The 23,890-nt window shown below is 70.0% G+C and carries 22 protein-coding genes and 2 pseudogenes; 9 read left to right on the top strand and 15 right to left on the bottom strand.

Annotated elements, in window-relative coordinates; all coding sequences use genetic code 11:
- The coding region (locus A5712_RS05890) for a PE family protein (protein ID WP_156766433.1) at positions 1-696 on the bottom strand (696 nt) is incomplete at its 3' end.
- A gap of 176 nt (positions 697-872) precedes the next feature.
- Between A5712_RS05890 and A5712_RS05895 the strand changes: the two genes are divergently transcribed.
- Positions 873-1,700 (top strand): SDR family oxidoreductase, encoded by an 828-nt coding sequence (locus A5712_RS05895; protein ID WP_068102445.1) that lies wholly within the window; start codon positions 873-875, stop codon positions 1,698-1,700.
- A 35-nt stretch (positions 1,701-1,735) separates the two neighbouring features.
- On the opposite strand, the gene A5712_RS05900 is transcribed toward A5712_RS05895, so the two are convergent.
- The 3 genes from A5712_RS05900 to A5712_RS05910 are packed head-to-tail and all read right to left on the bottom strand — an operon-like array spanning position 1,736 to position 4,795.
- Complete coding sequence (locus A5712_RS05900; protein WP_068102447.1) at positions 1,736-2,587, bottom strand: glycine betaine ABC transporter substrate-binding protein; 852 nt, start codon at positions 2,585-2,587, stop codon at positions 1,736-1,738.
- Positions 2,584-3,756, bottom strand: coding sequence for an NADP-dependent malic enzyme (locus tag A5712_RS05905; protein ID WP_156766434.1), 1,173 nt, complete (start codon positions 3,754-3,756; stop codon positions 2,584-2,586). The genes A5712_RS05900 and A5712_RS05905 overlap by 4 nt, the downstream gene beginning before the upstream one ends.
- A 49-nt stretch (positions 3,757-3,805) precedes the next feature.
- Positions 3,806-4,795, bottom strand: a complete 990-nt coding sequence (locus tag A5712_RS05910) for a malate dehydrogenase (RefSeq protein ID WP_068102452.1) — start codon at positions 4,793-4,795, stop codon at positions 3,806-3,808.
- Between the two features lie 168 nt (positions 4,796-4,963).
- On the opposite strand from A5712_RS05910, the gene corA reads away from it, so the two are divergent.
- Positions 4,964-6,067 carry a magnesium/cobalt transporter CorA gene (gene corA / locus A5712_RS05915; protein ID WP_068102484.1) on the top strand — a complete coding sequence of 368 codons (1,104 nt, stop codon included), beginning with the start codon at positions 4,964-4,966 and terminating at the stop codon, positions 6,065-6,067.
- A 78-nt stretch (positions 6,068-6,145) separates the two neighbouring features.
- On the opposite strand, the gene A5712_RS05920 is transcribed toward corA, so the two are convergent.
- From A5712_RS05920 to A5712_RS05945, 6 genes are read right to left on the bottom strand one after another with little or no spacing between them, the layout of a single operon-like run.
- Positions 6,146-6,724, bottom strand: a complete 579-nt coding sequence (locus tag A5712_RS05920; RefSeq protein WP_068102486.1) for a suppressor of fused domain protein — start codon at positions 6,722-6,724, stop codon at positions 6,146-6,148.
- Between the two features lie 2 nt (positions 6,725-6,726).
- Positions 6,727-7,899 carry an ABC transporter ATP-binding protein gene (locus A5712_RS05925; RefSeq protein ID WP_068102456.1) on the bottom strand — a complete coding sequence of 391 codons (1,173 nt, stop codon included), beginning with the start codon at positions 7,897-7,899 and terminating at the stop codon, positions 6,727-6,729.
- Positions 7,900-7,903: 4 nt separating this feature from the next.
- A complete protein-coding gene (locus A5712_RS05930) occupies positions 7,904-8,737 on the bottom strand; it encodes a carbohydrate ABC transporter permease (protein ID WP_068102489.1) in 834 nt (277 codons plus the stop codon).
- Positions 8,727-9,599 (bottom strand): carbohydrate ABC transporter permease, encoded by an 873-nt coding sequence (locus tag A5712_RS05935; protein ID WP_068102461.1) that lies wholly within the window; start codon positions 9,597-9,599, stop codon positions 8,727-8,729. Before A5712_RS05935 ends, A5712_RS05930 begins: the two co-directional genes overlap by 11 nt.
- Complete coding sequence (locus tag A5712_RS05940) at positions 9,596-10,975, bottom strand: extracellular solute-binding protein (protein ID WP_068102463.1); 1,380 nt, start codon at positions 10,973-10,975, stop codon at positions 9,596-9,598. Before A5712_RS05940 ends, A5712_RS05935 begins: the two co-directional genes overlap by 4 nt.
- Positions 10,975-11,502, bottom strand: a complete 528-nt coding sequence (locus A5712_RS05945; RefSeq protein ID WP_068102465.1) for a general stress protein — start codon at positions 11,500-11,502, stop codon at positions 10,975-10,977. Before A5712_RS05945 ends, A5712_RS05940 begins: the two co-directional genes overlap by 1 nt.
- A gap of 66 nt (positions 11,503-11,568) precedes the next feature.
- Here A5712_RS05945 and A5712_RS05950 point away from each other — a divergent pair, with 66 nt between their 5' ends.
- From A5712_RS05950 to A5712_RS05970, 5 genes are all read left to right on the top strand, one after another.
- Positions 11,569-12,114, top strand: coding sequence for a DUF4190 domain-containing protein (locus A5712_RS05950; RefSeq protein WP_068102467.1), 546 nt, complete (start codon positions 11,569-11,571; stop codon positions 12,112-12,114).
- Between the two features lie 75 nt (positions 12,115-12,189).
- The gene (locus A5712_RS05955; protein WP_068102469.1) at positions 12,190-13,503 is read left to right on the top strand and encodes a magnesium transporter MgtE N-terminal domain-containing protein; all 1,314 of its coding nucleotides are present in this window, start codon (positions 12,190-12,192) and stop codon (positions 13,501-13,503) included.
- A complete protein-coding gene (locus tag A5712_RS05960; RefSeq protein ID WP_068102472.1) occupies positions 13,500-14,042 on the top strand; it encodes a DUF1003 domain-containing protein in 543 nt (180 codons plus the stop codon). The genes A5712_RS05955 and A5712_RS05960 overlap by 4 nt, the downstream gene beginning before the upstream one ends.
- Positions 14,043-14,142: 100 nt before the next feature.
- A complete protein-coding gene (locus tag A5712_RS05965; RefSeq protein WP_068102474.1) occupies positions 14,143-15,396 on the top strand; it encodes a lytic transglycosylase domain-containing protein in 1,254 nt (417 codons plus the stop codon).
- 34 nt (positions 15,397-15,430) lie between these two features.
- Positions 15,431-16,564: an Mrp/NBP35 family ATP-binding protein gene (locus A5712_RS05970; protein WP_068102476.1), complete on the top strand. Its 1,134-nt coding sequence runs from the start codon at positions 15,431-15,433 to the stop codon at positions 16,562-16,564.
- 81 nt (positions 16,565-16,645) lie between these two features.
- On the opposite strand, the gene tatB is transcribed toward A5712_RS05970, so the two are convergent.
- The 3 genes from tatB to rseA all read right to left on the bottom strand — a co-directional run bounded on the left by tatB (position 16,646) and on the right by rseA (position 19,071).
- The gene (gene tatB, locus A5712_RS05975) at positions 16,646-17,047 is read right to left on the bottom strand and encodes a Sec-independent protein translocase protein TatB (protein WP_068102479.1); all 402 of its coding nucleotides are present in this window, start codon (positions 17,045-17,047) and stop codon (positions 16,646-16,648) included.
- 7 nt (positions 17,048-17,054) lie between these two features.
- The gene (locus A5712_RS05980) at positions 17,055-18,563 is read right to left on the bottom strand and encodes a S1C family serine protease (protein ID WP_068102481.1); all 1,509 of its coding nucleotides are present in this window, start codon (positions 18,561-18,563) and stop codon (positions 17,055-17,057) included.
- Positions 18,564-18,696: 133 nt separating this feature from the next.
- Complete coding sequence (rseA, locus tag A5712_RS05985; protein WP_068102490.1) at positions 18,697-19,071, bottom strand: anti-sigma E factor RseA; 375 nt, start codon at positions 19,069-19,071, stop codon at positions 18,697-18,699.
- 360 nt (positions 19,072-19,431) lie between these two features.
- Between rseA and A5712_RS05990 the strand changes: the two genes are divergently transcribed.
- Positions 19,432-22,065, top strand: coding sequence for a LuxR family transcriptional regulator (locus A5712_RS05990; RefSeq protein ID WP_082973300.1), 2,634 nt, complete (start codon positions 19,432-19,434; stop codon positions 22,063-22,065).
- Here the strand turns inward: A5712_RS05990 and sigE are convergent.
- The gene (gene sigE, locus A5712_RS05995) at positions 22,062-22,880 is read right to left on the bottom strand and encodes an RNA polymerase sigma factor SigE (protein WP_082973301.1); all 819 of its coding nucleotides are present in this window, start codon (positions 22,878-22,880) and stop codon (positions 22,062-22,064) included. The two genes, A5712_RS05990 and sigE, sit on opposite strands and share 4 nt — an antisense overlap.
- Before the next feature lie 167 nt (positions 22,881-23,047).
- Between sigE and A5712_RS06000 the strand changes: the two are divergent.
- Positions 23,048-23,647 (top strand): annotated as a pseudogene (locus A5712_RS06000) (O-methyltransferase); the annotation flags it as partial.
- A 73-nt stretch (positions 23,648-23,720) separates the two neighbouring features.
- On the opposite strand, the pseudogene A5712_RS06005 reads toward A5712_RS06000, so the two are convergent.
- Positions 23,721-23,890, bottom strand: a pseudogene (locus A5712_RS06005) (methyltransferase); the annotation flags it as partial.

Raw genomic sequence — 23,890 nt, forward strand, 5'->3', positions numbered from 1 at the left:
CCCACCCGCCCCGCCGCTGCCGAACAGCAGCGCGCTGCCGCCGCCACCACCGGTCCCGGGGTTGCCGCCGTTGACACCGCTGGCGGCGGCCCCGCCGAGCCCGCCCGTCCCGCCGTTGCCATACAGCAGGCCGCCGCTGCCCCCGTGACCGCCGTTGGCGCCGGCCCCGCCGCCACCGCCGCCTCCCCCGTTGCCGAACAGCCCGGCGTCGCCGCCGTTGCCGCCGGCCACGCCGTTGGCCGTCTGGGTGAACCCGGTTCCGCCGTTGCCCCACAGCAGCCCCCCGGCACCGCCGTTGGGGTTCGCCGCCGTGCCGTTGGCGCCGTCGCCAATCAGCGGCCGCCCCAGCAGCGCCTCGGTGGGGGCGTTGACCACGCCCAGCAACTCTTGCTCGACGGCCTGCAGCGGGTTGGCGTTGGCGGCCTCCGCGCCCGCGTACGCGGCCGCGCCGGCCTGCACTGCCTGCGCGAACTGCCGATGGAATGCCGCCGCCTGCGTGCCGAGGGTTTGGTAGACCCGGCCGTGGGCGCCGAACACGGCGGCGATGGCCGCCGACACGTCGTCGGCGCCGGCCGGCAGCAGCTCGGTGGTCGCGGCCGCGACCACGCGGTTGACCTCACCCAGCGAGGAACCGATGCCGGCCAAATCCGTTGCCGCAGCCTCCAATCCGTTGGGCAGGGCCACCAAGAACGACATCGCCACCTCCGAATCGCCGGTCGGGAGGGAAGCATCTCATGTTTGCTGCCGCCCGCGCCGCGATATGGCCGACACCGGCCGGCTGCGGCGGCTGCCCGGCCGCGCCTCCTCCCGATGGCAGCGGTACCCGGGGTACCGGTTAGCCTCGACACCGAGCCGACACGAGGAGGGTGCTCATGCAGGGATTCGCGGGGAAGGTCGCCGTGGTCACGGGTGCCGGTTCGGGTATCGGTCAGGCGTTGGCGATCGAGCTGGCCCGCTCGGGCGCCAAGGTGGCGATCAGCGACGTCGACACCGAGGGCCTGGCCCACACCGAGGAGCGGCTGAAGGCCATCGGCGCGCCGGTCAAGGCGGACCGGCTCAACGTCACCGAGCGCGAGGCCTTTCTGGCCTACGCCGACGAGGTCGCCGAGCACTTCGGCAAGGTCAACCAGATCTACAACAACGCCGGCATCGCCTTCACCGGCGACGTCGAGGTCAGCCAGTTCAAGGACATCGAGCGGGTGATGGATGTCGACTTCTGGGGCGTCGTGAACGGCACCAAGGCGTTTCTTCCGCACCTGATCGCCTCCGGCGACGGCCACGTCGTCAACGTATCCAGCGTGTTCGGACTGTTCTCCGTGCCGGGCCAGGCGGCGTACAACGCGGCCAAGTTCGCCGTCCGCGGCTTCACCGAGGCGCTGCGGCAGGAAATGGTGCTGGCCCGCCACCCCGTTGCGGTGACCACCGTGCACCCCGGCGGCATCCAGACCGCGATCGCCCGCAACGCCACCGCCGCCGAGGGACTCGATCCCGAACAGCTGGCCAAGCTGTTCGACAAGCGGCTCGCCCGGACCAGCCCGGAACGCGCCGCCAAGGTCATCCTGGACGCGGTCCGCAAGAAGAAGGCCCGGGTGCTGGTCGGCACGGACGCCAAGCTGTTGGACGTGATGGTGCGCGTGGCGGGCCCCTATTACCAGCAGCTGTTCGGCCCGGTGATGGGCCGCTTGATGCCCAAGCCCTAACGGCCGCGCCGAAACTGCGCTCAGCGGCCAAACCCTCAGCGCCCCAACGGGTGTTCCGCCAGCCAACCGCCCGCGACCACCTGTGGGTCGGCGCCGCCGGCCACCTGCCGGCGCATGTCGGCCAGCGCCGCGGTGTCCAGCACGCCGGCCACCTCGTTGATCGCCAGCAGCTGCCGATCGGAGAGCGCGTTGCGCCGATACAAGGGCACCACGTTCTCGGCCTGGATCAGCGCGGGTTTGCCGTCGGCCAGCGCGACCAGGTCGCCCGGGCTGTTGGGGTCGGCGGTGGTGGTCCATCCCGCCGCAGTCTGCCCGGCCCGCACCGCCGCGAAAAGTGCGTCCCCCGAAGGGAATTCGCGCGGCGCGGGCAGCCGGCAGGATCCCACGGCCGCGGGTGCGTGAAATCCGGTGACGGCCCCGATCGCCAGCCCGTCGCAGTGCGCCGGCAGCGTGCTCAGGTCCGCGGTGAGGTCGTGCCCGCCCCAGGCCTTCGCGGTGGCCCGGGTGACCAGCAGCACGGGCTTGTCCTCGGCTGCGGTGGCGTAGTCACCGGCCAGGACGCCCTCGGGCAGCGCCGCGATCATCGCCCGGTAGACCTGGGCGTCGGACATCGCCGTCGCGCCGGGCTGCAGGAGCCGCAACGTCTGTCCGGTGAACGCCGGCACGACGGTGAACGCGCCCGAGTCCAGCTTCGCCATCGGGTCGGGGGCGGTTTCGGGCCGGGCCGCGAATCCGTAGGACCGCAGCGCCGCCGTGTAGAGGGCGGCCAGCAGCGTCGACTCGGGGTCGGTGCGCGACCCGACCACCAATTCCGTTGCGGGACGGCCCTGTCCGCAGCCCGCCACCGCAAGCAGCGCGGCCAGCAGCAGCGCGGCCAGCCTGGTCACACGGAAGAGTCGGAAGCGATCGCGACGGCGGCGGCGACGGCTTCCCCGACGCGGGAGTCCAGCGGGCTCGGGACGATCCGGTCGATCGCGAGGTCGTCGCTGACGACGGAGAAGATCGCCTCGGCGGCGGCCACCATCATCTTCTCGGTGATGCGGCGGGCCCCGGCGTCCAGCGCGCCGCGGAACACCCCGGGGAACGCCAGCACGTTGTTGATCTGGTTGGGGAAGTCGCTGCGGCCGGTCGCCACCACCGCCGCGTACTTGGCGGCGACGTGGGGGTGGATCTCCGGGTCCGGGTTGGATAGGGCGAACACGATCCCGCCCGGCGCCATGGTGGCGACCAACTCCTCGGGGACCACTCCCCCCGACAGGCCGAGGAACACGTCCGCCCCTTCGAGCGCCTCGACCAGGCCACCGGACAGGCCGTCGGGATTGGTCCGCTGGGCGAGTTCGACCTTGACGCCGTTCATGTCGTCGCGCCCGCCGTGCAGGATGCCGCGCGAGTCGAGCACCGTGATGTCCGAAACACCCATCGTCAGAAGGAGATTCGTGCACGCTACCCCGGCGGCGCCGGCGCCCGAGACCACCACGCGCAGCGAGGACATGTCCCGGCCGAGCAACTTGCTGGCGCCCATCAGCGCGGCCAGCACCACGATCGCCGTGCCGTGCTGGTCGTCGTGCATCACCGGGCAGTCCAGCGCCTCGATGACCCGCCGTTCGATCTCGAAGCAGCGCGGGGCGGAGATGTCCTCGAGGTTGACGGCGCCGAACGTGGGGCGCAGCCGCACCAGCGTCTCGACGATCTCGTCGGGATCCTTGGTGTCCAGCACGATCGGGATCGCGTTCAGCCCGCCGTACGCCTGGAACAGGGCGCACTTGCCCTCCATCACCGGCAGCGACGCCGCGGGCCCGATGTCGCCGAGGCCGAGCACGGCGCTGCCGTCGCTGACGACGGCCACCAGCCGGTTCGACCACGTGTACCGCGCGGCCAGGGTGCGGTCCGCGGCGATCGCCCGGCTGACCTGCGCCACGCCCGGGGTGTAGGCGATCGACAACGCGCGCTGGGTGTCCAGCGGCGCGCTCAGGGCCACCGAAAGCTTCCCGCCTACATGCGCGTCGAAGATCTCGTCGTCTCCGATGGCCAGCTGCGGCGACGCGGTGTGTGGCATCGCATCAGGGTAAGGGCTACCCATTAGTAGGCCTAATTTCCGTTTGAGATCAGATGAGGCCGAGCTCCGTGACCGCGTTGCGCTCGTCGGCCAGCTCCGCGGTCGACTTGTCGATCCGGCCGCGGGAGAACTCGTCGATGTCCAGGCCCTGCACGATCGACCAGTTGCCGTCCTTGGTGGTCACCGGGAACGAGGAGATCAGACCCTCCGGCACGCCGTAGGAACCGTCGGAGACGACCGCCATGGAAAGCCAGTCGCCCGCGGGGCTGCCGAGCAGCCAGTCACGGGCGGCGTCGATGGTCGCCGACGCGGCCGACGCGGCCGACGAGGCGCCACGCGCGTCGATGATCGCGGCGCCGCGCTTGGCGACGGTCGGGATAAAGTCGTTCTCGATCCAGCCCTGGTCGCCGACGACCTCGGCCGCGTTCTTGCCGCCGACCTCGGCGTGGAAGATGTCGGGGTACTGGGTGGCCGAGTGGTTGCCCCAGATCGTCATCTTCTTGATGTCGGTGACGGCGGCGCCGGTCTTCTTCGCCAGCTGCGATATCGCCCGGTTGTGGTCGAGGCGGGTGAGCGCGGAGAACCGCTCCCGCGGGATGTCCGGCGCGTTGGTCATCGCGATGAGCGCGTTGGTGTTGGCCGGGTTGCCCGTCACGCCGACGCGCACGTCGTCCGCGGCGACGGAGTTGAGGGCCTTGCCCTGCGCGGTGAAGATCGCGCCGTTGGCCTCCAGCAGGTCGCCGCGCTCCATGCCCGGGCCCCGCGGGCGCGCGCCGACGAGCAGGGCGAGGTTCACGCCGTCGAAGATCTTGTTCGGGTCCGCACCGATTTCCACGCCCGACAGCAGCGGAAAGGCGCAGTCGTCGAGTTCCATCACGACGCCCTCGAGCGCCTTGAGCGCCGGCTCGATTTCCAGCAGGCGCAGCTCGATCGGGCGGTCGGCGCCCAGCAGCGCCCCACTGGCCAGGCGGAACAACAGGCTGTAGCCGATCTGGCCGGCGGCGCCGGTGACGGCGACCTTGACAGGACTTGCGCTCACGTCGATGTACTCCTCAGGACACGGTTGCGGTCGACGTCGAAACTAGCGCACCGCCGTCGGCGCGAAATCTCCGGTCCAGGGCGCGCGCGGAGTCTTCACATCGCGTTTCAGCAGGACGCGTAGCATTGAGCACCGCTTTCCCGACCTGCGCCGCGATCGGAGGTGACGGTGTTTCCCGGACCTGACGCGTTGCCCGAAGTGCTGCGACCACTCGTGCCCGAGCCCCGGGAGCAACGCACCCGACCTGTCGAGCAGGCACCCGTCGAGACCCTGGTCGACTGCGCCGTCTACGTCGACGGCCACCGGCTGCCGGGAAAGTTCAGCTATGCGGCCGCGCTCACCCGGGTGCGCCAGACCGAAGTGTTCGGGCAGCAGGCGTTCGTCTGGGTCGGGTTGCGGGAGCCAAGCCTTGCCGAAATGCAGGAGGTCGCGGACGTCTTCGGGCTGCATCCCCTGGTCGTGGAGGACGCCGTGTGCGCGCACCAGCGGCCCAAGCTGGAGCGATACGACGAGACATTGTTCCTCGTCCTGAAGACCGTCAACTATGTCCCGCACGAATCGGTGGCGGCGGCCCGCCAGATCGTCGAAACCGGCGAGGTGATGGTCTTCGTCGGCAAGGATTTCGTGGTCACCGTCCGCCACGGCGAGCACGGCGGTCTCTCCGAGGTGCGCAAGCAGATGGAGGCCGACCCCGAGCAGATGCGCCTGGGGCCGTACTCGGTGATGCACGCCATCGCCCATGAGGTGGTGAACCACTATCTCGAGGTGAGCCACCTGATCGAATCCGACATCGACAGCATCGAGGAGGTGGCGTTTTCGCCCGGCCGCAAGATCGACGTCGAACCGATCTACCTGCTCAAGCGCGAGGTCGTCGAGCTGCGCCGGTCCGTCACTCCGCTGTCGGGCGCGTTTCATCGCATCCAGGTGGAAAACAAGGACTTGATCTCCAAGGAGGTGCGGCGCTACCTGCGCGACCTCGCCGATCACCACTCCGAGGCCGCAGAGCACATCGCCAGCTACGACGACATGCTCAACTCGCTGATCCAGGCCGCCCTGGCCCGGGTCGGCATGCAGCAGAACAACGACATGCGCAAGATGGCGGCCTGGGCCGGTATCTTGGCCGTACCCACCATGGTCGCCGCCATCTACGGGATGAACTTCCATTTCATGCCCGAGCTGAACTGGACGTGGGGGTATCCCGGCATCATGGCGTTCATGGCGATGTTCTGCCTGGTCCTGTACTTCCAATTCCGCCGCAACAACTGGCTTTAACCTTTCTCTCGCGAGGAGACACAGAATCGCACGCTTTCGCGATGAATCATGCGAGTCTGCGTCTGCTCGCCGGTGACGTCAACTGGGTTGCGCCGCTGGGCGTTTCGGGTCCAGCACGTCGACGCCGTCGTTGCGCCAGGCCTGCCGCATCGCCTCGGCGCCCTTGAGCCGCACCCAGGCCGCCTCCGTCGCGGTGATGGGGGTCGCCGACAGGAACTTCACCGGCTCACGCGGCGGGTCGAGCGGCAGATCCGGGATGTCGCTGTCGCCCAACAGCACCGCGGTGAACGGCACCCGCCCGGTCGGCCACGCCCACAGCGGCGAGCCGAGGTCGACGAGGGCGTCGGCGACCAGCACCACACCCTCGACGGCCGGAGTCGCCGCCAACACGGCCAGGCTGCGCGCGATGCCGGTGGCCGGTCCGGGATCCCGCAGCGGCAAAACGATTTCGGCGCGCGGGCCGCGCGACGGATCGGCCAGCACCTCCGCCGGATCCGTCATCGGGTGCCGCGAGCACCCCAGCGACACGTAGTGCACCAATCCCCCGCCGCGAAATCGCAGCACCTCAATGGGCTCGGTGCCCAGGAACGTGACGCTGGCGGAGTCGGGCTCGACGCCGGCGAAGTGGCCGCGCAGGTGCGCGCGCACCAGCTCCAGGGTCACTGGGCGACGGGCAGCGTCAGGTTCGCCCCGGAGTCGGCGTCGAAGACGGCGACCTTCGTCGTGTCGAGGGCCAACTCGATCGACTGCCCGATGGTGGCCCTCGACTCCGCGGGAACCCTTGCCACGAACTGGTTTTCGTGCACTTCGCCCTGCGCCTCCAGCTCGTCGAGCTGGGCGGCGTGCACGGCCGGGCCCGCGGTGGTGAAGTATACGTACATGTCGGCGCCGAGCGATTCGACCATGTCGACCTTCACCTCGAAGGTCAGCGCCCTGATCCGCTGATACCCGTCGATCAGCGCGGCGTCGGCCAGGTGCTCCGGGCGCACGCCAACGATGACGTTCGCCGGCTTGTCGTGCGCCGAGATCACCCGCTGCACCTCCGGGTCCAGCATCACCTCGCCGAACGAGAGTTTCAGCCCGTTCGGTGTCAGCTCGGCGGGGAAGAAGTTCATCGCCGGCGAGCCGATGAACCCCGCGACGAACAGATTCGCGGGACGCTCGTAAAGCTCGTCGGGGGTGCCGATCTGCTGCGCCACACCGCCGTGCATCACCACCACGCGGTCGCCCAGCGTCATGGCCTCGGTCTGATCGTGGGTGACGTAGACGGTGGTGGTGCCCAATCTGCGCTGCAGCCGGGCGATCTCGCCGCGCATCTGCACCCGCAGCTTGGCATCCAGGTTGGACAGCGGCTCGTCCATGAGGAACGCCTTGGGATGGCGCACAATCGCCCGGCCCATCGCGACCCGCTGGCGCTGCCCACCGGAAAGCTGGGACGGCTTGCGGTCCAGAAGCTCGGTCAGGTCAAGGGTTTTCGCGGTCTCTTCCACCTTCTGCGCGATCTCGGCCTTCTTCATCTTCGCCAGGGTCAGCGGGAACGCGATGTTCTGGCGCACGGTCATGTGCGGGTAGAGCGCGTAGGACTGGAACACCATCGCGATGTCGCGGTCCTTGGGCGCCTTCTCGTTCATCCGCTGGCCGTCGATGCGCAGCTCGCCCGACGAGATGTCCTCGAGCCCGGCAATCATGTTCAGCGTCGTGGTCTTGCCGCAGCCGGAAGGCCCGACCAGGATCAGGAATTCGCCGTCGGCGATGGTGATGTTCAGGTCCTTCACCGCCGCGGCGCCGTCGGCGTAGCTCTTGTTGACGTTCTCCAACACAATCTCGGCCATCGCGCTATCCCTTCACAGCGCCAGAGGTCAACCCGGCGACAATCCGTCGTTGGAAAATTAGAACAAAAACGATGATCGGGACGGTAATCACGACGGCGCCGGCCGCGATCGACCCGGTGGGTTCCTCGAACTGCGAGCTGCCGGAAAAGTTCGCGATCGCCACCGGCGCGGTGATGGCCGCCTTGGTGGCGGTCAGTGACAGCGCCAGCAGCAGGTCGTTCCAGGCGAAGATGAAGACCAGGATCGCCGCGGTCACCAGCCCGGGCGCCGCCAGCGGCACGATCACGCGGCGGAAGGCCTGACCCGGCGTGGCGCCGTCCATCTTGGCCGCCTTCTCCAGGTCCCAGGGGATCTCCCGGAAGAACGCCGACAGCGTGTAGATGGCAAGGGGCAGAGCGAAAGTGATGTACGGCAGGATCAGGCCCGGCCAGGTGTCGAACAGGCCGAGCGCGCGTTCGATGTTGAACAGCGGGGTGACCAGCGAGATGGCCGGGAACATGGTGATCAGCAACGTGGCGCCGATCAGCGCCCGCTTGCCGGGAAAGTCCAACCGGGCGATCGCGTAGGCCGCCATGGCGCCCAGCACCACCGCGATCGCCGTGGTGATCAAGCCGATGCCGATCGAGTTGATCAGTGCCGAGCTGAAGAACTCGCCCCGGAAGATGCCGCGGTAGTTCTCCAGGGTCACCGACGACGGAATCAGCTTGCCGTCCTTGACCGTTGACGACGGCTTGAGCGACAGCGACAGGATCCACAGCACCGGGACGATCGCGTACACCACCACCAGCGTGTCGATCACGGCCCACACGGCCAAGCGCCCGACGGGTTTAGCGGCCATCGCCCGCACCACCGGGCGCTGATACGCCGAACGCCTTGATGTAAACCAGCGCGATGATGCCCACGCAACAGAAGATCAGCACGCTGATCGCCGAGCCCAGGCCCACGTTGAAGCCCTTGAACAGGTTGTCGTAGCCCAGGATTGACACCGAATCGGTGTTGTTGGCGCCGTAGGTCAATACGTAGATGTTGTCGAAGATGCGAAACGCGTCCAGGGTCCGGAACAGCAGCGCGACCACGACCGCGGGCTTGATGATCGGCAGGATGATCCGGGTCAGCCGCCGCCAGGCGCCGGCCCCGTCGACCTGCGCGGCCTTCAGCAGGTCCTCGGGCACCAGCGCCAGCCCGGCCAGCAGCAGCAGCGACATGAAGGGCGTGGTCTTCCAGACCTCGGCCAGCACGACGATGCCAAGCGACGGAATCTGTTGCGTCAGTGGGGCGCTCCCCTGCGGCAACAGGTTGGCCAGGTAGCCGGTCCCGGGCGTCCAGGCGTAGTACCAGCTGTACGACGCGACGACCGTGACGATGCCGTAGGGGATCAGCACCGCGGTCCGCACCAGGCCCTTGCCGACGAGCGTGCGGTGCATCACCAGGGCCAGCGTCAGGCCCACCACGAACTCGATCGTCACCGAGACCGCCGTGATGCCCAGCGTCACCAAAAGCGCTGTCCACCAGTACCGGTCGGTCAGGATCGTCTGGTAGTTGCCCAGCCCGATGAAGGCGGTGTCACCCGGCGTGGCAAGGTTGTTGCGCTGCAGGCTGAGCCAGACCGCGTAGCCGATCGGGTAAGCCGTCACCGCGAACATCAGGGTCGCGGCGGGTGCGACCAAGGTGAACGCCAGTCGCCGCTCGGCGCGGCTCACGGCAGCAGCCCCTTGCCGTCGATGGCCTTCTGCGCCTGCGCGGTGAGCTCGTCGGCCGTGCGCTCCGGGTCGATCCGGGTGATCGGGCTCAGCGCCGCCGACAGCCGCAGCGACAGCGCCTGGTACACCGGCGTCGCCGGGCGCACGGCCGCGTCCGTGAGCTGCTGGCGGATCACCGTGTGCATCGGATACTTGGCCTGGAATTGCGGATCGGAATACAGCGACGTCCGCACCGCGGGCAAGCCGCCGGCGATCGACACGTACTTCTGGCTCTGCAGGCTGCGCAGGCAACGCACCGCCTCGAACGCCTCCGCGCGGTGGCGGGTGGTGCTGGCCACCGCCAGGTTGAGCCCGCCGATGGTCACCTTGGCCGGGCGGTCCGGCGCGACCCGCGGGTAGGGCGCGAACCCGAAGACCTGCTGGCTTGCCTCGTAAGCGATGCGGAATTGCTCGTCGGTGGGCACGAAGGTGCCGACGTCGTTGATGCTGCCGGCCAGCGCCGGATCGCGGTTCAGCGGCAGGAACGGCACGCCTCCCTTGACGGCGTTCTCCAGCAGGGAGGCCAGCACATAGGGCCAGTTGACCTCGAGCGCGGCCCTGCCCTGTTCCACCGCCAGCCGCGCGGTGCCCTCGTCGGTCCGGCTGAACGACGGGTCGGCCCCGGGCGCGGTGGCCACCGACTTGAGGACCCGCAGGGCGGCGACGGTGGCGGCCCGGTGCGCCGGCGTGTCGGTCAGCGTGACCCGACGGCCGTCGTCGGAGAGCACCTGCCCGCCCGCGCTCACCAGCAGCGTGTTGAACCACACCACCAGGCCCTCGCCCTCGTTGGCCTGCGCGGCGATCCAGGAAGGCTGGCCCGCGTCGTGCAGCCGGGTGGCCTCGGCCACCATGCCGTCCCAGGTCGACGGCGGCTGGCTCACCAAATCCGGCCGATACCAAAGCAATTGGGTGTTGGTGGTCACGGGCGCGCCGTACAGCCGCTGCTTCCACCGCGCCGTCGCCAGCGGGCCCGGCAGGGTATCGACGGCGGCGTCGGACTCGGCCTGCCCGGCGGGATCGTCGGACAGCGGCAGCGCCCAGCCCGCCTCGGCGAACTCCGCGGTCCACACCACGTCCAGCGCCATCACGTCCAGGCCGCGGTCGTGGGCGCTCAGCCGGCGGGCCAGCTGAACCCGCTGCTCGCCGGGACCGCGGGGCAGGCTGACGTGCCGGACCGTGAACCCCAGTTGCCGGGTGCACTCCTGCGCGACCGCAGTGAAGGTGGCCGCGTCGGTCGCCGGCGTGTAGAAGCTGACCACCGTCCCCGAGCCGGCCGCCGCGCAGCCGGACAGCAGCGCCGACGCGACGGTGAGCGTCGCCAGGCCACGACGACCCATCAGATCGCCAGGCGCGCCAGCAGATCCCGTGCCTTCTCCGCGTTTTGCGGATCGCAGAGCACGTCGTAGCGTCCGGCCACCAATTGCAGAGTGGAGCTGAAATCCCTTGTGCCACGGGCCATTGCGTAGGGCACGGCAGAAGTGATCAGGCCGAAGAACACCCCAGCGATCAGGCCGGTGGCCAGCGCGGCCCACGGATTGGGGCTGAAGAAGCCGAGCACCAGGCCGATGAAAAGACCAAGCCAGGCCCCGCTGATCACCCCGCCGCCCAGCACCTTGGGCCAGGACAGCCGGCCGGTGACACGCTCGACCTGCATGAGGTCGACGCCGACGATGGTCACCTGCTGCACCGGGAACTGTTGGTCGGACAGGTAGTCGACCGCGCGCTGCGCCTCGGCGTAGGTGGGGTAGGAGCCGACGGGCCAGCCCTTGGGCGGTGTCGGCAGCGAGGGCACGCCGCGCCGGCCGGCCGCCGCGCCCGTGGGCGTGGCGCCGGGAACCTGTCCGGGCTGGAAAGGACTAGTCATCGCCGCTCATTCTCCTCCGCCTCGGCCATCCTCTCATCCCGAGCCCGTTTTGCTAGGTTGAGCACCATGTCAGCCCCCGGCGACCCCGGCGAAGGCGCCAAGCCGCCGCAAGGCGGCGGCCGGGATGATTGGACGCCGCCCTGGGATCCGCCCGCGCTCGAGTATCCGGCATATACGCCCCCGGGCTACCCGCCGGGCTTTCCCGCCGACTACCCACCGCCGATGCCGCCGCCCGAGTACGGGCCGCCCCCGGGATACGGCCCACCGCCCGGCTACGGACCCCCGCCTGGCTATGGACCCACCCCCTATCCCGCCGGATATCCGGGCTACGGGCCGCCGTCCTATCCCGGCGGCTACTTCGCGACGCCGGACTACCGGGTCCAGCCGGGGACGAACGGCATGGCGATCGCGTCGCTCATCTCGTCGTTCTCCGGCTTTCTGTGCTGCGCCATCGGCTCGATCTTGGCCATCGTGCTGGGCGTCATCGCGCTGAACCAGATCAAGCAGACCCGCCAGGAGGGCTACGGATTGGCCGTCACGGGAATCGTGATCGGCGCGGGCACCCTGGTGGTCTTTTTGGTCATCGCGATGTTCAGCATCCGTTCCCATTAGGGCAACTCGCCGCAACGGGGCCTGCCACGGTATGGCAGCCTGCCATCCGGGCGACGGCTGAATAGGCTCTCTGGCATGGGACCGGTCAACAGGGTGTACGTCGCGCGGCTCCCGCGAATGTTGGTGTTGGGTCCGCTCGGCGAGAACTTCGGCCGCGTACGCGATGTCGTGATCAGCATCAGCATCGTCCGCCAGCAGCCCCGCGTCCTGGGGCTGGTCGTCGATTTGGCAACGCGCCGCAGCATTTTCATCCCCATGCTGCGGGTCGCCGGGATCGAGCCCAACGCGGTGACGCTCAACACCGGCAGCGTGTCGCTGCGCCACTTCGAGCAGCGGCCGGGCGAGGTGCTGGCCATGGGCCAGGTGCTCGACACCGTGGTCAAGGTCAACGATCCCGAACTGCCGGAGCTGGCCGGCCTCGACGTCGTCATCACCGACCTGGGCATCGAACAGATCCGGACGCGCGACTGGCTGGTCACCCGGGTCGCGGTGCGCACCCAGCGACGGCTGCGACGGCGCGGCCCCGTGCACGTCGTGGACTGGCAGAACGTCCAGGGCCTGACCCCGTCGGCGCTGGCGCTGCCCGGCCAGGGGGTGGCACAGCTGCTGGACCAGTTCGAGGGGCGCAAGGCGGTCGACGTGGCCGACGCGATCCGCGGCCTGCCGCCCAAGCGGCGCTACGAGGTGCTCAAGGCACTCGACGACGACCGGCTGGCCGACGTCCTGCAGGAGCTGCCCGAGTTGGACCAGGCCGACGTGCTCTCGCAGCTCGGCACCGACCGATCGGCCGACGTGCTCGAGGAGATGGACCCCGACGACGCCGCCGACCTGCTCGGCGTGCTGAACCCGACGGACGCCGAGATGCTGCTGACCCGGATGGACCCCGACGAGTCCGAACCGGTGCGCCGGCTGCTGACCCACTCCCCCGACACCGCGGGCGGCCTGATGACCTCGGACCCGGTGGTGCTCACCCCGGACACGTCGGTCGCCGAGGCCCTGGCCCGCGTCCGCGACCCCGACCTGACCGCGGCGCTGTCGTCCATGGTGTTCGTGGCGCGCCCGCCGACCGCCACCCCCACGGGGCGGTACCTGGGCTGCATTCCGTTGCAGCGGCTGCTGCGCGAGGCGCCGGCGGAGCTGGTCGGCGGGATCGTCGACAGCGACCTGCTGACCCTGACCCCGGAGACCCCGCTCGGCGCGGTCACCCGCTACCTCGCCGCATACAACCTGGTGTGCGGTCCGGTGCTCGACGACCAGAACCACCTGTTGGGCGCGGTGACCGTGGACGACCTGCTCGACCACCTGCTGCCGCACGACTGGCGCGTGGACGTGCAGCAGCTGGACACCACCGGCCGCATCGAACAACGACTGGGAAGGGCGTCCGGGTGAGCAGGTCCACCGCACCGCGCCGGCTTTACACCCCCCGGACGTCGCGCCGGTATTCGCCCCGCGTCGACCCGGAGGCCGTCGGGCAGATCACCGAGTCCATCGCGCGGTTCTTCGGCACCGGCCGCTACCTGCTGATCCAGACGATCATCGTGGTGGTGTGGATCGCGCTGAACGTCTCCGCGGTCGAGCTGCGCTGGGATCCCTACCCGTTCATCCTGCTCAATCTGGCCTTCTCCACGCAGGCCGCCTACGCGGCCCCGCTGATCCTGCTGGCCCAGAACCGCCAGGAGAACCGGGACCGCGTCGCGCTCGAAGAGGATCGTCGCCGCGCCGCCCAAACCAAGGCCGACACCGAGTACCTGGCCCGCGAGCTGGCCTCGTTGCGGCTGGCGGTGGGCGAGGTCGTAACGCGCGAGTACCTGCGCGACGAGCTGGAGGACCTGCGTTCTATGCTGGCCCGGTTGCAGCCGGAAGGTGCGGACGGGGAGGCCGCGAGGGCGGGTGACGACTGGGAGCGAACGGCTAAGAAATCCCGGTAATTATCAAATCCACCATTGCGCCACTCCCGTCACGGGGGTTATGTATTGTGATCTGGTTCACGAAGCTCAGCCGGTAGTTTCCCGACCTTAGGACCGTCGAGTGCGCATTGGGGCACGCTGGGGTAAACGCCCCGACGCCGCGGCCGAGCGGCAACGCGCACGCCTGACGAAATCGCCGGCTTTCGGGGTCGCCGTCATCACTCCCCTGGTCTTCGCCGGAGCGGTCGGCGGCGCGGCTCCCACCTTTCCCGGGCATGCCCCACCGGTCCACAGCCAGGTCATGCCGGTGCGCGACGCCGCGATCTTTCCGGTGGCCGCGGTTTCGCCGAGCGCGCCCGACACCACCGGGCCGGTGGTCTTCGCGATCGACCGGGCCCCGACGGCGTTCCACATCGCCGAGGCCGCCCCGTCCGCGCCGCCTCCCCCGATGATCGTGAGTGCTCCTGGCGCCCTTGGCATTCCGTCGGTCGCCCTGGCCGCGTACCGCAGCGCCGAACAGAAGATGGCCGTCGCTGCCCCGAACTGCGGCGTCAGCTGGAATCTGCTCGCCGGCATCGGCCGCATCGAATCGGGCCACGCGAGTGGCGGCGCCGTCGACGCGCGCGGCACCGCCGTCGTCCCGATCTATGGCCCCGCGCTGGACGGCACGCTGCCCGGCAACGAGGTCATCCTGCAGAGCACCGCCGGCAACCGCCCCACCTACGCCCGCGCGATGGGGCCAATGCAGTTCCTGCCGGGCACCTGGGCGCGCTACGCCGTCGACGGCAAGGGCGACGGAACGGCCGACCCGCAGAACCTGTTCGACTCCACCCTGGCGGCCGCCCGCTACCTGTGCAGCGGCGGGCTCAACCTGCGCGACCCGTCGCAGGTGATGTCGGCGATCCTGCGCTACAACAACTCGATGGCCTACGCGCAGAACGTGTTGGGCTGGGCCGCGGCGTACGCCACCGGCGTGGTCCCCGTCGACCTGCCGCCGATGACCGGGCCGCCGCCGCCGCTCGGCAACGCACACGACGATCATCCGGAGGGGCTCGGCCCCAACCTGCCGATGAACGTCATCGGCCTGCCGTCGGACGACTTCTTCGCGCGCACACCGCTGATCGACCTGAGCGGGACGCCGCCCACCGGGCAGCAGCCGATGTACCCGTGGATGCAACCCACACCGCAGCAGTCGCCGACGCAACTGCCCGGCTGCACCGTGATCTGCATCGGCCCGCAGAACCCGGCACCGCCGCCAGCCTTCGGGCAACCGGCGTTCGGTCCGCCGCCCGCCAACCCCGTTCCGCCGGCCCCGGTGGGCCCCGCCGCGGGGCCGCAGGCGTCGGGATCGCCCAGGCCAGGACCGGCCGGCTAAAGGGACCCGCCGCGCACGCCTAGACTCGGCGGTGATGACCACCGATCTAGCTGCCGATATCCGCACCGCCCTGGGGAAGGTGATCGACCCCGAATTGCGCCGTCCCATCACCGAACTCGGGATGGTCAAGAGCGTCGACGTCGACGCCGACGGCGCCGTACACGTGGCGATCTACCTGACCACCGCCGCCTGCCCCAAGAAGACCGAGATCACGGAGCGGGTCGCCGGCGCGGTCGCCGACGTGCCCGGCACGGGCGCCGTCAAGGTCAGCCTGGACGTGATGAACGACGAGCAGCGCACCGAGCTGCGCAAGCAGTTGCGCGGGGACGCCCGCGAGCCGGTCATCCCCTTCGCCCAGCCCAGCTCCCTGACCCGGGTCTATGCCGTCGCGTCCGGCAAGGGCGGCGTCGGGAAGTCCACGGTCACGGTCAATTTGGCGGCGGCGATGGCCGCCCGCGGGCTGTCGGTCGGTGTGCTGGACGCCGACATCCACGGCCACTCCATCCCGCGGATGATGGGCACCACCGACCGGCCCACCCAGGTCGAGTCGATGATCCTGCCGCCCATCGCCCACGAGGTGAAGGTCATCTCGATCGCCCAGTTCACCCAGGGCAACACCCCGGTGGTGTGGCGCGGGCCGATGCTGCACCGCGCGCTGCAGCAGTTCCTGGCCGACGTGTACTGGGGCGACCTGGACGTCCTGCTGCTCGACCTGCCGCCGGGCACCGGCGACGTCGCGATCTCGGTGGCCCAGCTGATCCCCAACGCCGAGATCCTGGTCGTGACCACCCCGCAGCTGGCCGCGGCCGAGGTCGCCGAGCGGGCCGGCAGCATCGCGATCCAGACCCGGCAGCGCATCGTCGGCGTCGTGGAGAACATGTCCGGGCTGACGCTGCCCGACGGCACCACCATGCAGGTGTTCGGCGAGGGTGGCGGGCGGCAGGTCGCCGAGCGGTTGTCCCGCGCCGTCGGCGCCGACGTGCCGCTGCTGGGTCAGATCCCGCTGGACCCATCCCTGGTCGCCGCGGGTGATGCCGGCGTCCCGGTCGTGCTGAGCGCGCCGGACTCCCCGGTCGGCAAGGAACTGCGCGGCGTGGCCGACACCCTGTCGGCGCGGAAGCGGGGGCTGGCGGGCGTGTCGCTGGGCCTGGACCCGACGCGGCACTGACGCCCCCTGCCGCGAGCGTGCGCGTCTGCACAAAGACACGCCGCGAAACGCGTACAACTGCGCACGCTCGCGGGGTTATGGCTAGGTCGCGTCGGTGTCGAACGGGGCCGGGCCGGAGGCGCGTTGCTCGGCGACCGGCTCGGGCGCCTGGACGGGCTGCACCGGTTTAGGCGCCCCATTCACCGGCCCCTCGAAATTCCCGGTGAGGAACGAGTCGTCGCCGTCCAGCAGGTGCTTGGTCAGCGCGGCGCGCGGCGTCATGCCGCGCAGCTTCTGCAGCTCCGACAGCGGCGCGCGCAGGTCGTCGAACTCGGGCCCGATATCCTCGCGCAGCTGGTTGGTCACGCCGCTGAGGTAGTCGCGGGCCTGCCGCAGCGCGGTGGACGTCCAGCGGATGGCGCCGGGAAGGCGCTCGGGTCCGAGGATGACCAGCCCGACCACGACGAGGACCAGGATGTGCTCCCAGCTGAGGTTGGAGAACATCGATCGCCTAGTCCGGATCCGGTTTGACCGTCAGCGTGACGTGGCGGCCGTCGCGGACCACCTCCACCGGCGAGTCCTGGCCGATGGTCAGCTGCCGGACGGCGACGACGAACTCGTCGGCGTCGGCGACCTTGCGGCTGCCGACCTTGACGATCACGTCGTTCTCCAGGATCCCGCCCTTTTGCGCGGGGCTTCCCGCCTTGACGTTGGCGACCTGGGCGCCGGAGGCGATCGCGTTGCTCACCGAGCGGGTGCTGACCCCGAGCGTCGGGTGCACGATCTTGCCGTCCTTGATCAGGGTCTGCGCGACCTGCTTGGCCTCGTTGATCGGGATCGCGAAGCCCAGCCCGCTCGCGCTGTCCGACAGCGACTTGCCCGCGGTGTCGATGCCGATCACCTGGGAGTCCATGTCGATCAGCGGGCCACCGGAGTTGCCGTGGTTGATCGAGGCGTCGGTCTGCAGGGCGTCGATGACGGTGTCGGTGTCCGAGCCCTCCCCGGACAACGGGACGGGCCGGTGCAGGGCGCTGATGATGCCGTGGGTCACGGTGCTGCGCAGCCCCAGCGGCGCACCGGCGGCGATGACCTCGTCACCGACTCGCACCTTGTCGGAATCGCCGAGCCGGGCCACGGTCAGGTTGTCGACGTTGTCGACCTTGAGCACGGCCAGGTCGGTCTTCGGGTCGCGACCGACCAGGTTGGCGGGCACTTCCTTGCCGTCGTTGAACACCACGGTCGTCTTGAACTGGCTCGGGTTGTTGGCCGCCTCCGAGATCACGTGGTTGTTGGTGACGATGTAGCCGCGGCCGTCGATGACGACGCCCGAGCCCTGCATGCCCTCTTGGTCGCTCTTCGACTCGATGGTCACCACCGCGTTGGCGGTCGCGGCGGCCACCTTGGCGAACCGGCCGGCCGGCGACTCGCCGTTGCCGTTGGTCGCCAGGCTCACCTTCGAGGTGGTGAAAGCCTCGACGACCTCGGCCGTCTTGCGGCCGATCACGCCGCCGATCATGCCGATGACCAGGGCGATCAGCAGCAGGACGGCCAGCGCCAGGTAGGACACCTTGCGCCCGAACAGGACGTCGCGCACGCCGAGCTTGCCGGTGTAACCGGGCACGCCCTGCGGCGGCGCCGGCGGCACCGCCGGGGTGCCCAGGGCAGCCCCGGCGGCCGGGTCGCGCCAGGGGTCTTCGGCGCCGTCGGGCTCGTCGCCGTCTTTCTCGGCCGCCAGTGCGCCGGCGTCGATCGGGTGGCGCTGCAGCGTGTCCATGGTCCCGACGGGCTTGCTGAAGGCCTCCTCCAGGACCGGGTCGGCCGGTTGGTCGTGGGGCGCGAATGCCCCTTCGTCGCGGTACTTCGGCGGGCGCACGCGCTCGGCCACGAAGGAGCCCTGTTGCCCGGCGGGACGGCTGAACAACTGACGCGCTGCGGGGTCGACCGGGGGCCGTGAGATGGGACGCGGCGCCAGGCGGTTGCCGCCCTGGTTTCCGCCGTCAGTACGGTCGTCGGAGGTCACGTTACCCCTTTGGATTCTCTTCTCGAGCGCTCGAGACAGGCCCGCTTACCGGGCGCTTTGCGCCCCACCGGCGTTGTCCGTGTCCACCCTAGTATCCACAATGCGCCGTTGGTCGGCACGAACGCGCGCGCGGCTACCGGCGCTTACGCTGATCGCGCGCGTCGCGCTCGGACGTCTCGTCCTCCGCGGGGTAATGCGGGATTTCGGACAGCAGCCCGAGCAGATTGCTGGGGATGCGAATCGGATGGGAGTCGCGCAGCGCGGCGCGCGCCCGGCTCTGGTCCTCCACCTCCGCCGCGCACTCGGGGCACAAGGACAGGTGGTGCGCGGCCCGCAGGTGCGCGTTCATCCGCAGCTCGCCGTCGACGAACGCCGCGATCGCCTCGATGGACAGGTGCTCGGTGGAACGGAACCGGCGCGGCGCGCCGACGGGTTCGTCGCTTTGGGAGGCGAACTGCGAGGGCAGCCAGGAGAACGCGCGGCGAAACACCTCTCCCCGGTCGGCCATCACCACATCCCTTCGGAAACCTCTAAGAAATCTAAGCCGCGCATAATTCGAATGTAGCGCGGTGCGGCCGCCAGTACCCCCGGTACGCGTCGCAAAATCCCAGGATTCCCGGCCGAGGCGGCCTCGTGACGTCGAGTCGCCGGGCCCATCGCGCGCCAGCACCGATTTCTTCATCCATTCGCCATCGTTGTGCGCGGCGCGCGGACCAGCGCCGGGGCTACAGTGAATCCGCATCATGTCCAGGTGTGCGGTTGCAGTGGCCGCTGAAGTCATGCGGGCCGCCCCGGGCGCTCACTGGTTAGTGTGCGCCGGCGCGACGGCGCCGTTGCTGGGGAATTCTCCCCATTTTGACCGGCATTCATGGTGGTCGGCACCGTGACTTCGGGCCGAAACGTAAATCGTTTACTGGAGCGCGAGGCGGTGCTCGCGGAGCTTGACGGTCTGACGCGGGCGGTACGCCGCGGCAGCGGCCGGGTCGTCTTGGTGCGGGGCGAGGCCGGGGTCGGCAAGACAGCGGTGATCAACGCGTTCACCGGGGGACTCGATCGGTCGGTGCGGGTGTTGGCGGGCGGGTGCGACCCGCTCAGCGCGCCGCGTCCGCTGGGTCCACTGCTCGACGCGCTAGCCGGGTTGGGCCCCGCGGCCGACGCGCTGGGCGCCGCCATCGACGCCGGTGACACCGCCGCGCTGTATCGCCGGCTGCTGGCCCTGCTGCGGGACGGGCATCGGTGGGTGTGGGTGATCGAAGACGCCCATTGGGGGGACGGGGCCACCCTCGATCTTGTGCGGTTCTTGGTGCGTCGCATCGCCTCCCTGCCGCTGCTGCTGGTGGTGACCTACCGCGACGACGAACTCGACGATCGGCACCCGCTTTCGGTGGCCCTCGGGGACGTGGCCAGTTGCGCGGCGGTGTCTCGCATCGGGTTGGAGCCGCTGAGCCGCGACGCCGTCGCCGCGTTGGCCACGGGCAGCGGCGTCAACGCTGACCAGTTGCACCGACTGACCGGCGGTAACCCGTTCTTTGTCACCGAGGTGTTAGCGGCCGGAGCGGATGCGCTGACCCGAAATGCCTTGCCCCGCAGCGTTTCCGAGGCGGTATGGGGACGGCTGGCCCGGCTGTCCGCGCCGGCCCGCGATGCCGCAAAGGCGGTGGCGGTCTGCGGTCCCCACGCCGATCCCGAGCTCGTGCACCGCGTCTGCCCGGCGGCTGGTACAGGCCTGGCCGAATGCCTCGACGCAGGAATGTTGGTCGCCCAGGAGCGGTCGATCACGTTTCGGCACGAGCTCGCTCGGCACGCGACGCTGGACCGCATCGACGCCCATCAACGCAAGCTCTTGCATGCCCGCGCGCTCGACGCGCTTGCCGAACCTCCAGTCGACCCAAACACGTTGGCGACATTGGCCTTCCACGCCGACCAGGCCGACGATTCCGCCGCGGCCGTCCGGTACGGCGTCGCCGCCGCGCAGCGCGCCGCCGGGCTGGGGGCGCACCGCCAAGCCGCGGAGCTCTACGCCCTGGTCCTGCGCCGCGCCGACGCCTCGCCCGCCGAAGAGAAGGTGGTCTGGCTCGAGCAGCACGCGCAGGCCGCCTACCTGGGCGGGTTCGTCCAGCCATCCGTGCGTTCGTATCGGGCGGCGATCGCGCTGCGGCGCCAATTGGAGGATCCCCTGGGCGAGGGCGACGACCTGCGCCGGCTCTCGCACGTCCTGAGCCGCCTCTCCGACGCCAGGAAGGCGGGCCAGGCGTCGTTGCGGCTGCTGGAGCAGTGCGGGCCGACGCCGCAACTGGCGTCGTCGTTGGCTCACATGGCCGAGCTGTCCATGATGGCCGACGACCCGGCCTGCGCCGAGTACGCGGCCCGCGCGAGCGCCCTGGGCAACCAACTGCACCTGCCGGCCGTCGTACTGAAGGCGAACTACTACGCGGCCCTGTTCGGGCTGCTGCGCACGGGCGCGGGGTGGGACGAGCTAGAAGCCGCGTGGCGGGAGGCGATGGACAGCCCGGAGCTCGCCGAGCTCGCCGGGCTGATGGGCATGGGGTTGTGCTGGCAGGCGGCGCTGCACTACGAGGTCGATCGCGCCGAGGGCTACATCGCCGAGACGACGGCGTTTTGCGCCGACCACGATTTGGCCACCTTTGAGCCGCTCGCGGTGTCGGCCGCGACGTTCGTCGCGTTGCACCGCGGGGACTGGGTCCGCGCCGCCGCATACGCCGAGGACGTGCTGTCTCGACCCGCGATGACCCCGCTGCACCGGTTCTTGCCGCTGACCACCCTCGGTCTGATCCGCGCGCGGCGCGGCCAGGGACCTGTGTCCGCGCTGCTCGACGAGGCCCTGGCCGCGGCCGAACGCGAGGACTTTTTCCGCCTGGGACCCGTCTGGCCCGCCCGCGCCGAGGCGGCCTGGCTGCGCGGGGACGACCACGCGGCCCGTACCGAGGCGCAAGCGGGGCTGGCGACGGCTCACGACCACGCCAACCCGTGGCTGGTCGGATCCCTTTGTCGTTGGCTCCATTTGGCGGGCGGTGAACCCGACGCCCGCCGAAAGCTGAGCACCCACTTCGAGCTGGAGGCCAGCGGTGACTGGCGTAGCGCCGCGGCCGAATGGACGCGCCGGGGTTGCCCCTACGACGCCGCCGTCGCCCAGCTCGAGGGTGACATCGACGCGGTGGAATCGGCGCTGGCCACGTTCCGCCGGCTGGGCGCGACGGCCACGGCGCGGCGCGCCCGCCATCGCCTCACCGAGCTGCGCGGCCGCACGCCACGGACCCGACGCGCGGACATCCGGGCGGACCCGGACGGGCTCAGCCGCCGCGAACGGGAGGTGCTCACGCTGATCGCCGCCGGCCATAGCGACGCCGACATCGCCACCAAACTCTCGATCAGCCCGAAAACCGTTGGCCACCACGTCGAATCGATCCTGACCAAACTCGGCGTGGAGAACCGCACCCAGGCTGCCGCTCAGGCGCGGCAACCCCAAACGATCGACTCCTAAGCCGACTTGACCTGCGCCGCGTCACCGGTTTGCGGGTGCGCGGCAAGGTAGTCGCGCAGCGCCTGGCGACCGCGGTGGATGCGGCTGCGAACCGTGCCCAGCTTGACGCCGAGGGTGGCGCCGATCTCCTCGTAGGACAGACCCTCGATGTCGCACAGCACGACCGCGGCGCGAAATTCCGGCGGCAGCGAGTCCAGCGCGGCCTGCAGGTCCGGCCCGAGTCGCGAGTCGTGATAGATCTGCTCGGGGTTGGGTTCGTCGGCGGGCACCCGGTCGTAGTCCTCGGGCAGCGCCTCCATGCGGATGCGCGCGCGCCGGCGCACCATGTCCAGGAACAGGTTTGTTGTGATGCGGTGCAGCCAGCCCTCGAAGGTCCCGGGCTGGTAGTTCTGCACCGAGCGGAACACCCGGATGAACGTCTCCTGGGTCAGGTCCTCGGCGTCCTGCTGGTTGCCGGAGAGGCGGTAGGCCAGCCGGTACACCCGGTCGGCGTGCTGGCGCACCAGCTCGTCCCACGACGGCATCGTCGCCATGTCCCCCGTCGCGTCGAACACCGCGGTGCCCTGCAACGCGTCCGTCGTTTCCACCCATTCGTCGTCAGGGCAGTCCTGGACGTGAGACATGGTGGTCGGGCTCAAAAGCGCTGTGGTGATTGGATCCTCCAGAGTTGGCCTGCCTTCGAAGTTCGGCAGCTCATCGACCGCGTCAACGCGGAGTTCCCAGCGTGTATTCCCATTCCGGCGATTTGTATTCCCGGCCCCCAACCACCCCGCGTTCCATACGCATACCGTCACCCATCGGCGTATGCAGGGCATAGGAGCAATCTGAGGTTTGGCTGAGAAACCATATCGTTACCAACGCTGAGCAGGGCGAATCCGTCGGCGAGTGAGCTTCGTCGCGCCGCGGGCTTTGGGCGTGTCGGCGCGGTCCGGTTTAAGGCGCGCCTGCCGGACCGCGCCGCAAATTGGAATACGCTGCGGGCATGGACGGCACCGACGAAAAAACCCCCGCCCAGGCGGCCCCCAGTCGAGCCGAATCGCTGTGCGCGCACGCCGAGGCCTCGATCTCGGAGGACGCGCTGCTCGCGGCCGCCCGCGAGCGCGCCGAGGAGATCGGCGCCGGGGCGGTGACGCCCGCGGTCGGGGCGCTGCTCAGCCTGCTGACCAAGCTCAGCGGCGGCAAGGCCGTCGCGGAGGTGGGCACCGGCGCCGGGGTCAGCGGGCTGTGGTTGCTGTCGGGCATGAGCGACGACGGGGTGCTGACCACGATCGATATCGAGCCCGAGTACCTGCGGATCGCCAAGCAGGCGTTCACTGACGCCGGCATCGGACCGTCGCGCACCAGGCTGATCGGCGGCCGCGCCCAGGAGGTGCTCACCCGACTCGCCGACCAGTCCTATGACCTGGTGTTCATCGACGCCGACCCGGTCGACCAGCCGGACTACGTCGTCGAGGGCGTGCGGCTGCTGCGGTCCGGCGGTGTCATCGTGGTGCACCGCGCGGCGCTGGGCGGACGGGCCGGCGATCCCGCGGCCCGCGACGCCGAGGTGACGGCGGTCAGGTCGGCTGAACGCATGTTCAGTACACTAAACGCGCGTTCAGTCGAGCGTCAAGGAGGCGCCCCGTCAGGAACCCGTAAAGATTTGGCCGCCGGAACTAGTCGCGGACCGCGGCCAGCAGCCCGTCGCCGAGCGGCACCAGGGCGGGGGTGAGCCGCTCGTCCTCGGCGATCAGCCGGGCCGCCTCGCGGACCGCCGTCACCTCGGCGTCGCGGGCCGCGGGATCGCCGGCCCGTCCGCCCAGCGCCGCGCGGTGCACCACGATGA

This window comes from Mycobacterium sp. E2327 (genome assembly GCF_001672675.1).
Classification (GTDB): domain Bacteria; phylum Actinomycetota; class Actinomycetes; order Mycobacteriales; family Mycobacteriaceae; genus Mycobacterium.

What these genes read in the sequence shown, in the direction of transcription:
- A5712_RS05895 (WP_068102445.1), top strand. Translation starts at nt 873, where the DNA reads ATGCAGGGATTCGCGGGGAAGGTCGCCGTGGTCACGGGTGCCGGTTCG.
- A5712_RS05905 (WP_156766434.1), bottom strand. Translation starts at nt 3,756, where the DNA reads ATGCCACACACCGCGTCGCCGCAGCTGGCCATCGGAGACGACGAGATC.
- A5712_RS05925 (WP_068102456.1), bottom strand. Translation starts at nt 7,899, where the DNA reads ATGGCCGAGATTGTGTTGGAGAACGTCAACAAGAGCTACGCCGACGGC.
- A5712_RS05930 (WP_068102489.1), bottom strand. Translation starts at nt 8,737, where the DNA reads ATGGCCGCTAAACCCGTCGGGCGCTTGGCCGTGTGGGCCGTGATCGAC.
- A5712_RS05940 (WP_068102463.1), bottom strand. Translation starts at nt 10,975, where the DNA reads ATGGGTCGTCGTGGCCTGGCGACGCTCACCGTCGCGTCGGCGCTGCTG.
- A5712_RS05945 (WP_068102465.1), bottom strand. Translation starts at nt 11,502, where the DNA reads ATGACTAGTCCTTTCCAGCCCGGACAGGTTCCCGGCGCCACGCCCACG.
- A5712_RS05950 (WP_068102467.1), top strand. Translation starts at nt 11,569, where the DNA reads ATGTCAGCCCCCGGCGACCCCGGCGAAGGCGCCAAGCCGCCGCAAGGC.
- A5712_RS05955 (WP_068102469.1), top strand. Translation starts at nt 12,190, where the DNA reads ATGGGACCGGTCAACAGGGTGTACGTCGCGCGGCTCCCGCGAATGTTG.
- A5712_RS05970 (WP_068102476.1), top strand. Translation starts at nt 15,431, where the DNA reads ATGACCACCGATCTAGCTGCCGATATCCGCACCGCCCTGGGGAAGGTG.
- tatB (WP_068102479.1), bottom strand. Translation starts at nt 17,047, where the DNA reads ATGTTCTCCAACCTCAGCTGGGAGCACATCCTGGTCCTCGTCGTGGTC.
- rseA (WP_068102490.1), bottom strand. Translation starts at nt 19,071, where the DNA reads ATGGCCGACCGGGGAGAGGTGTTTCGCCGCGCGTTCTCCTGGCTGCCC.
- A5712_RS05990 (WP_082973300.1), top strand. Translation starts at nt 19,432, where the DNA reads ATGGTGGTCGGCACCGTGACTTCGGGCCGAAACGTAAATCGTTTACTG.
- sigE (WP_082973301.1), bottom strand. Translation starts at nt 22,880, where the DNA reads ATGCCCTGCATACGCCGATGGGTGACGGTATGCGTATGGAACGCGGGG.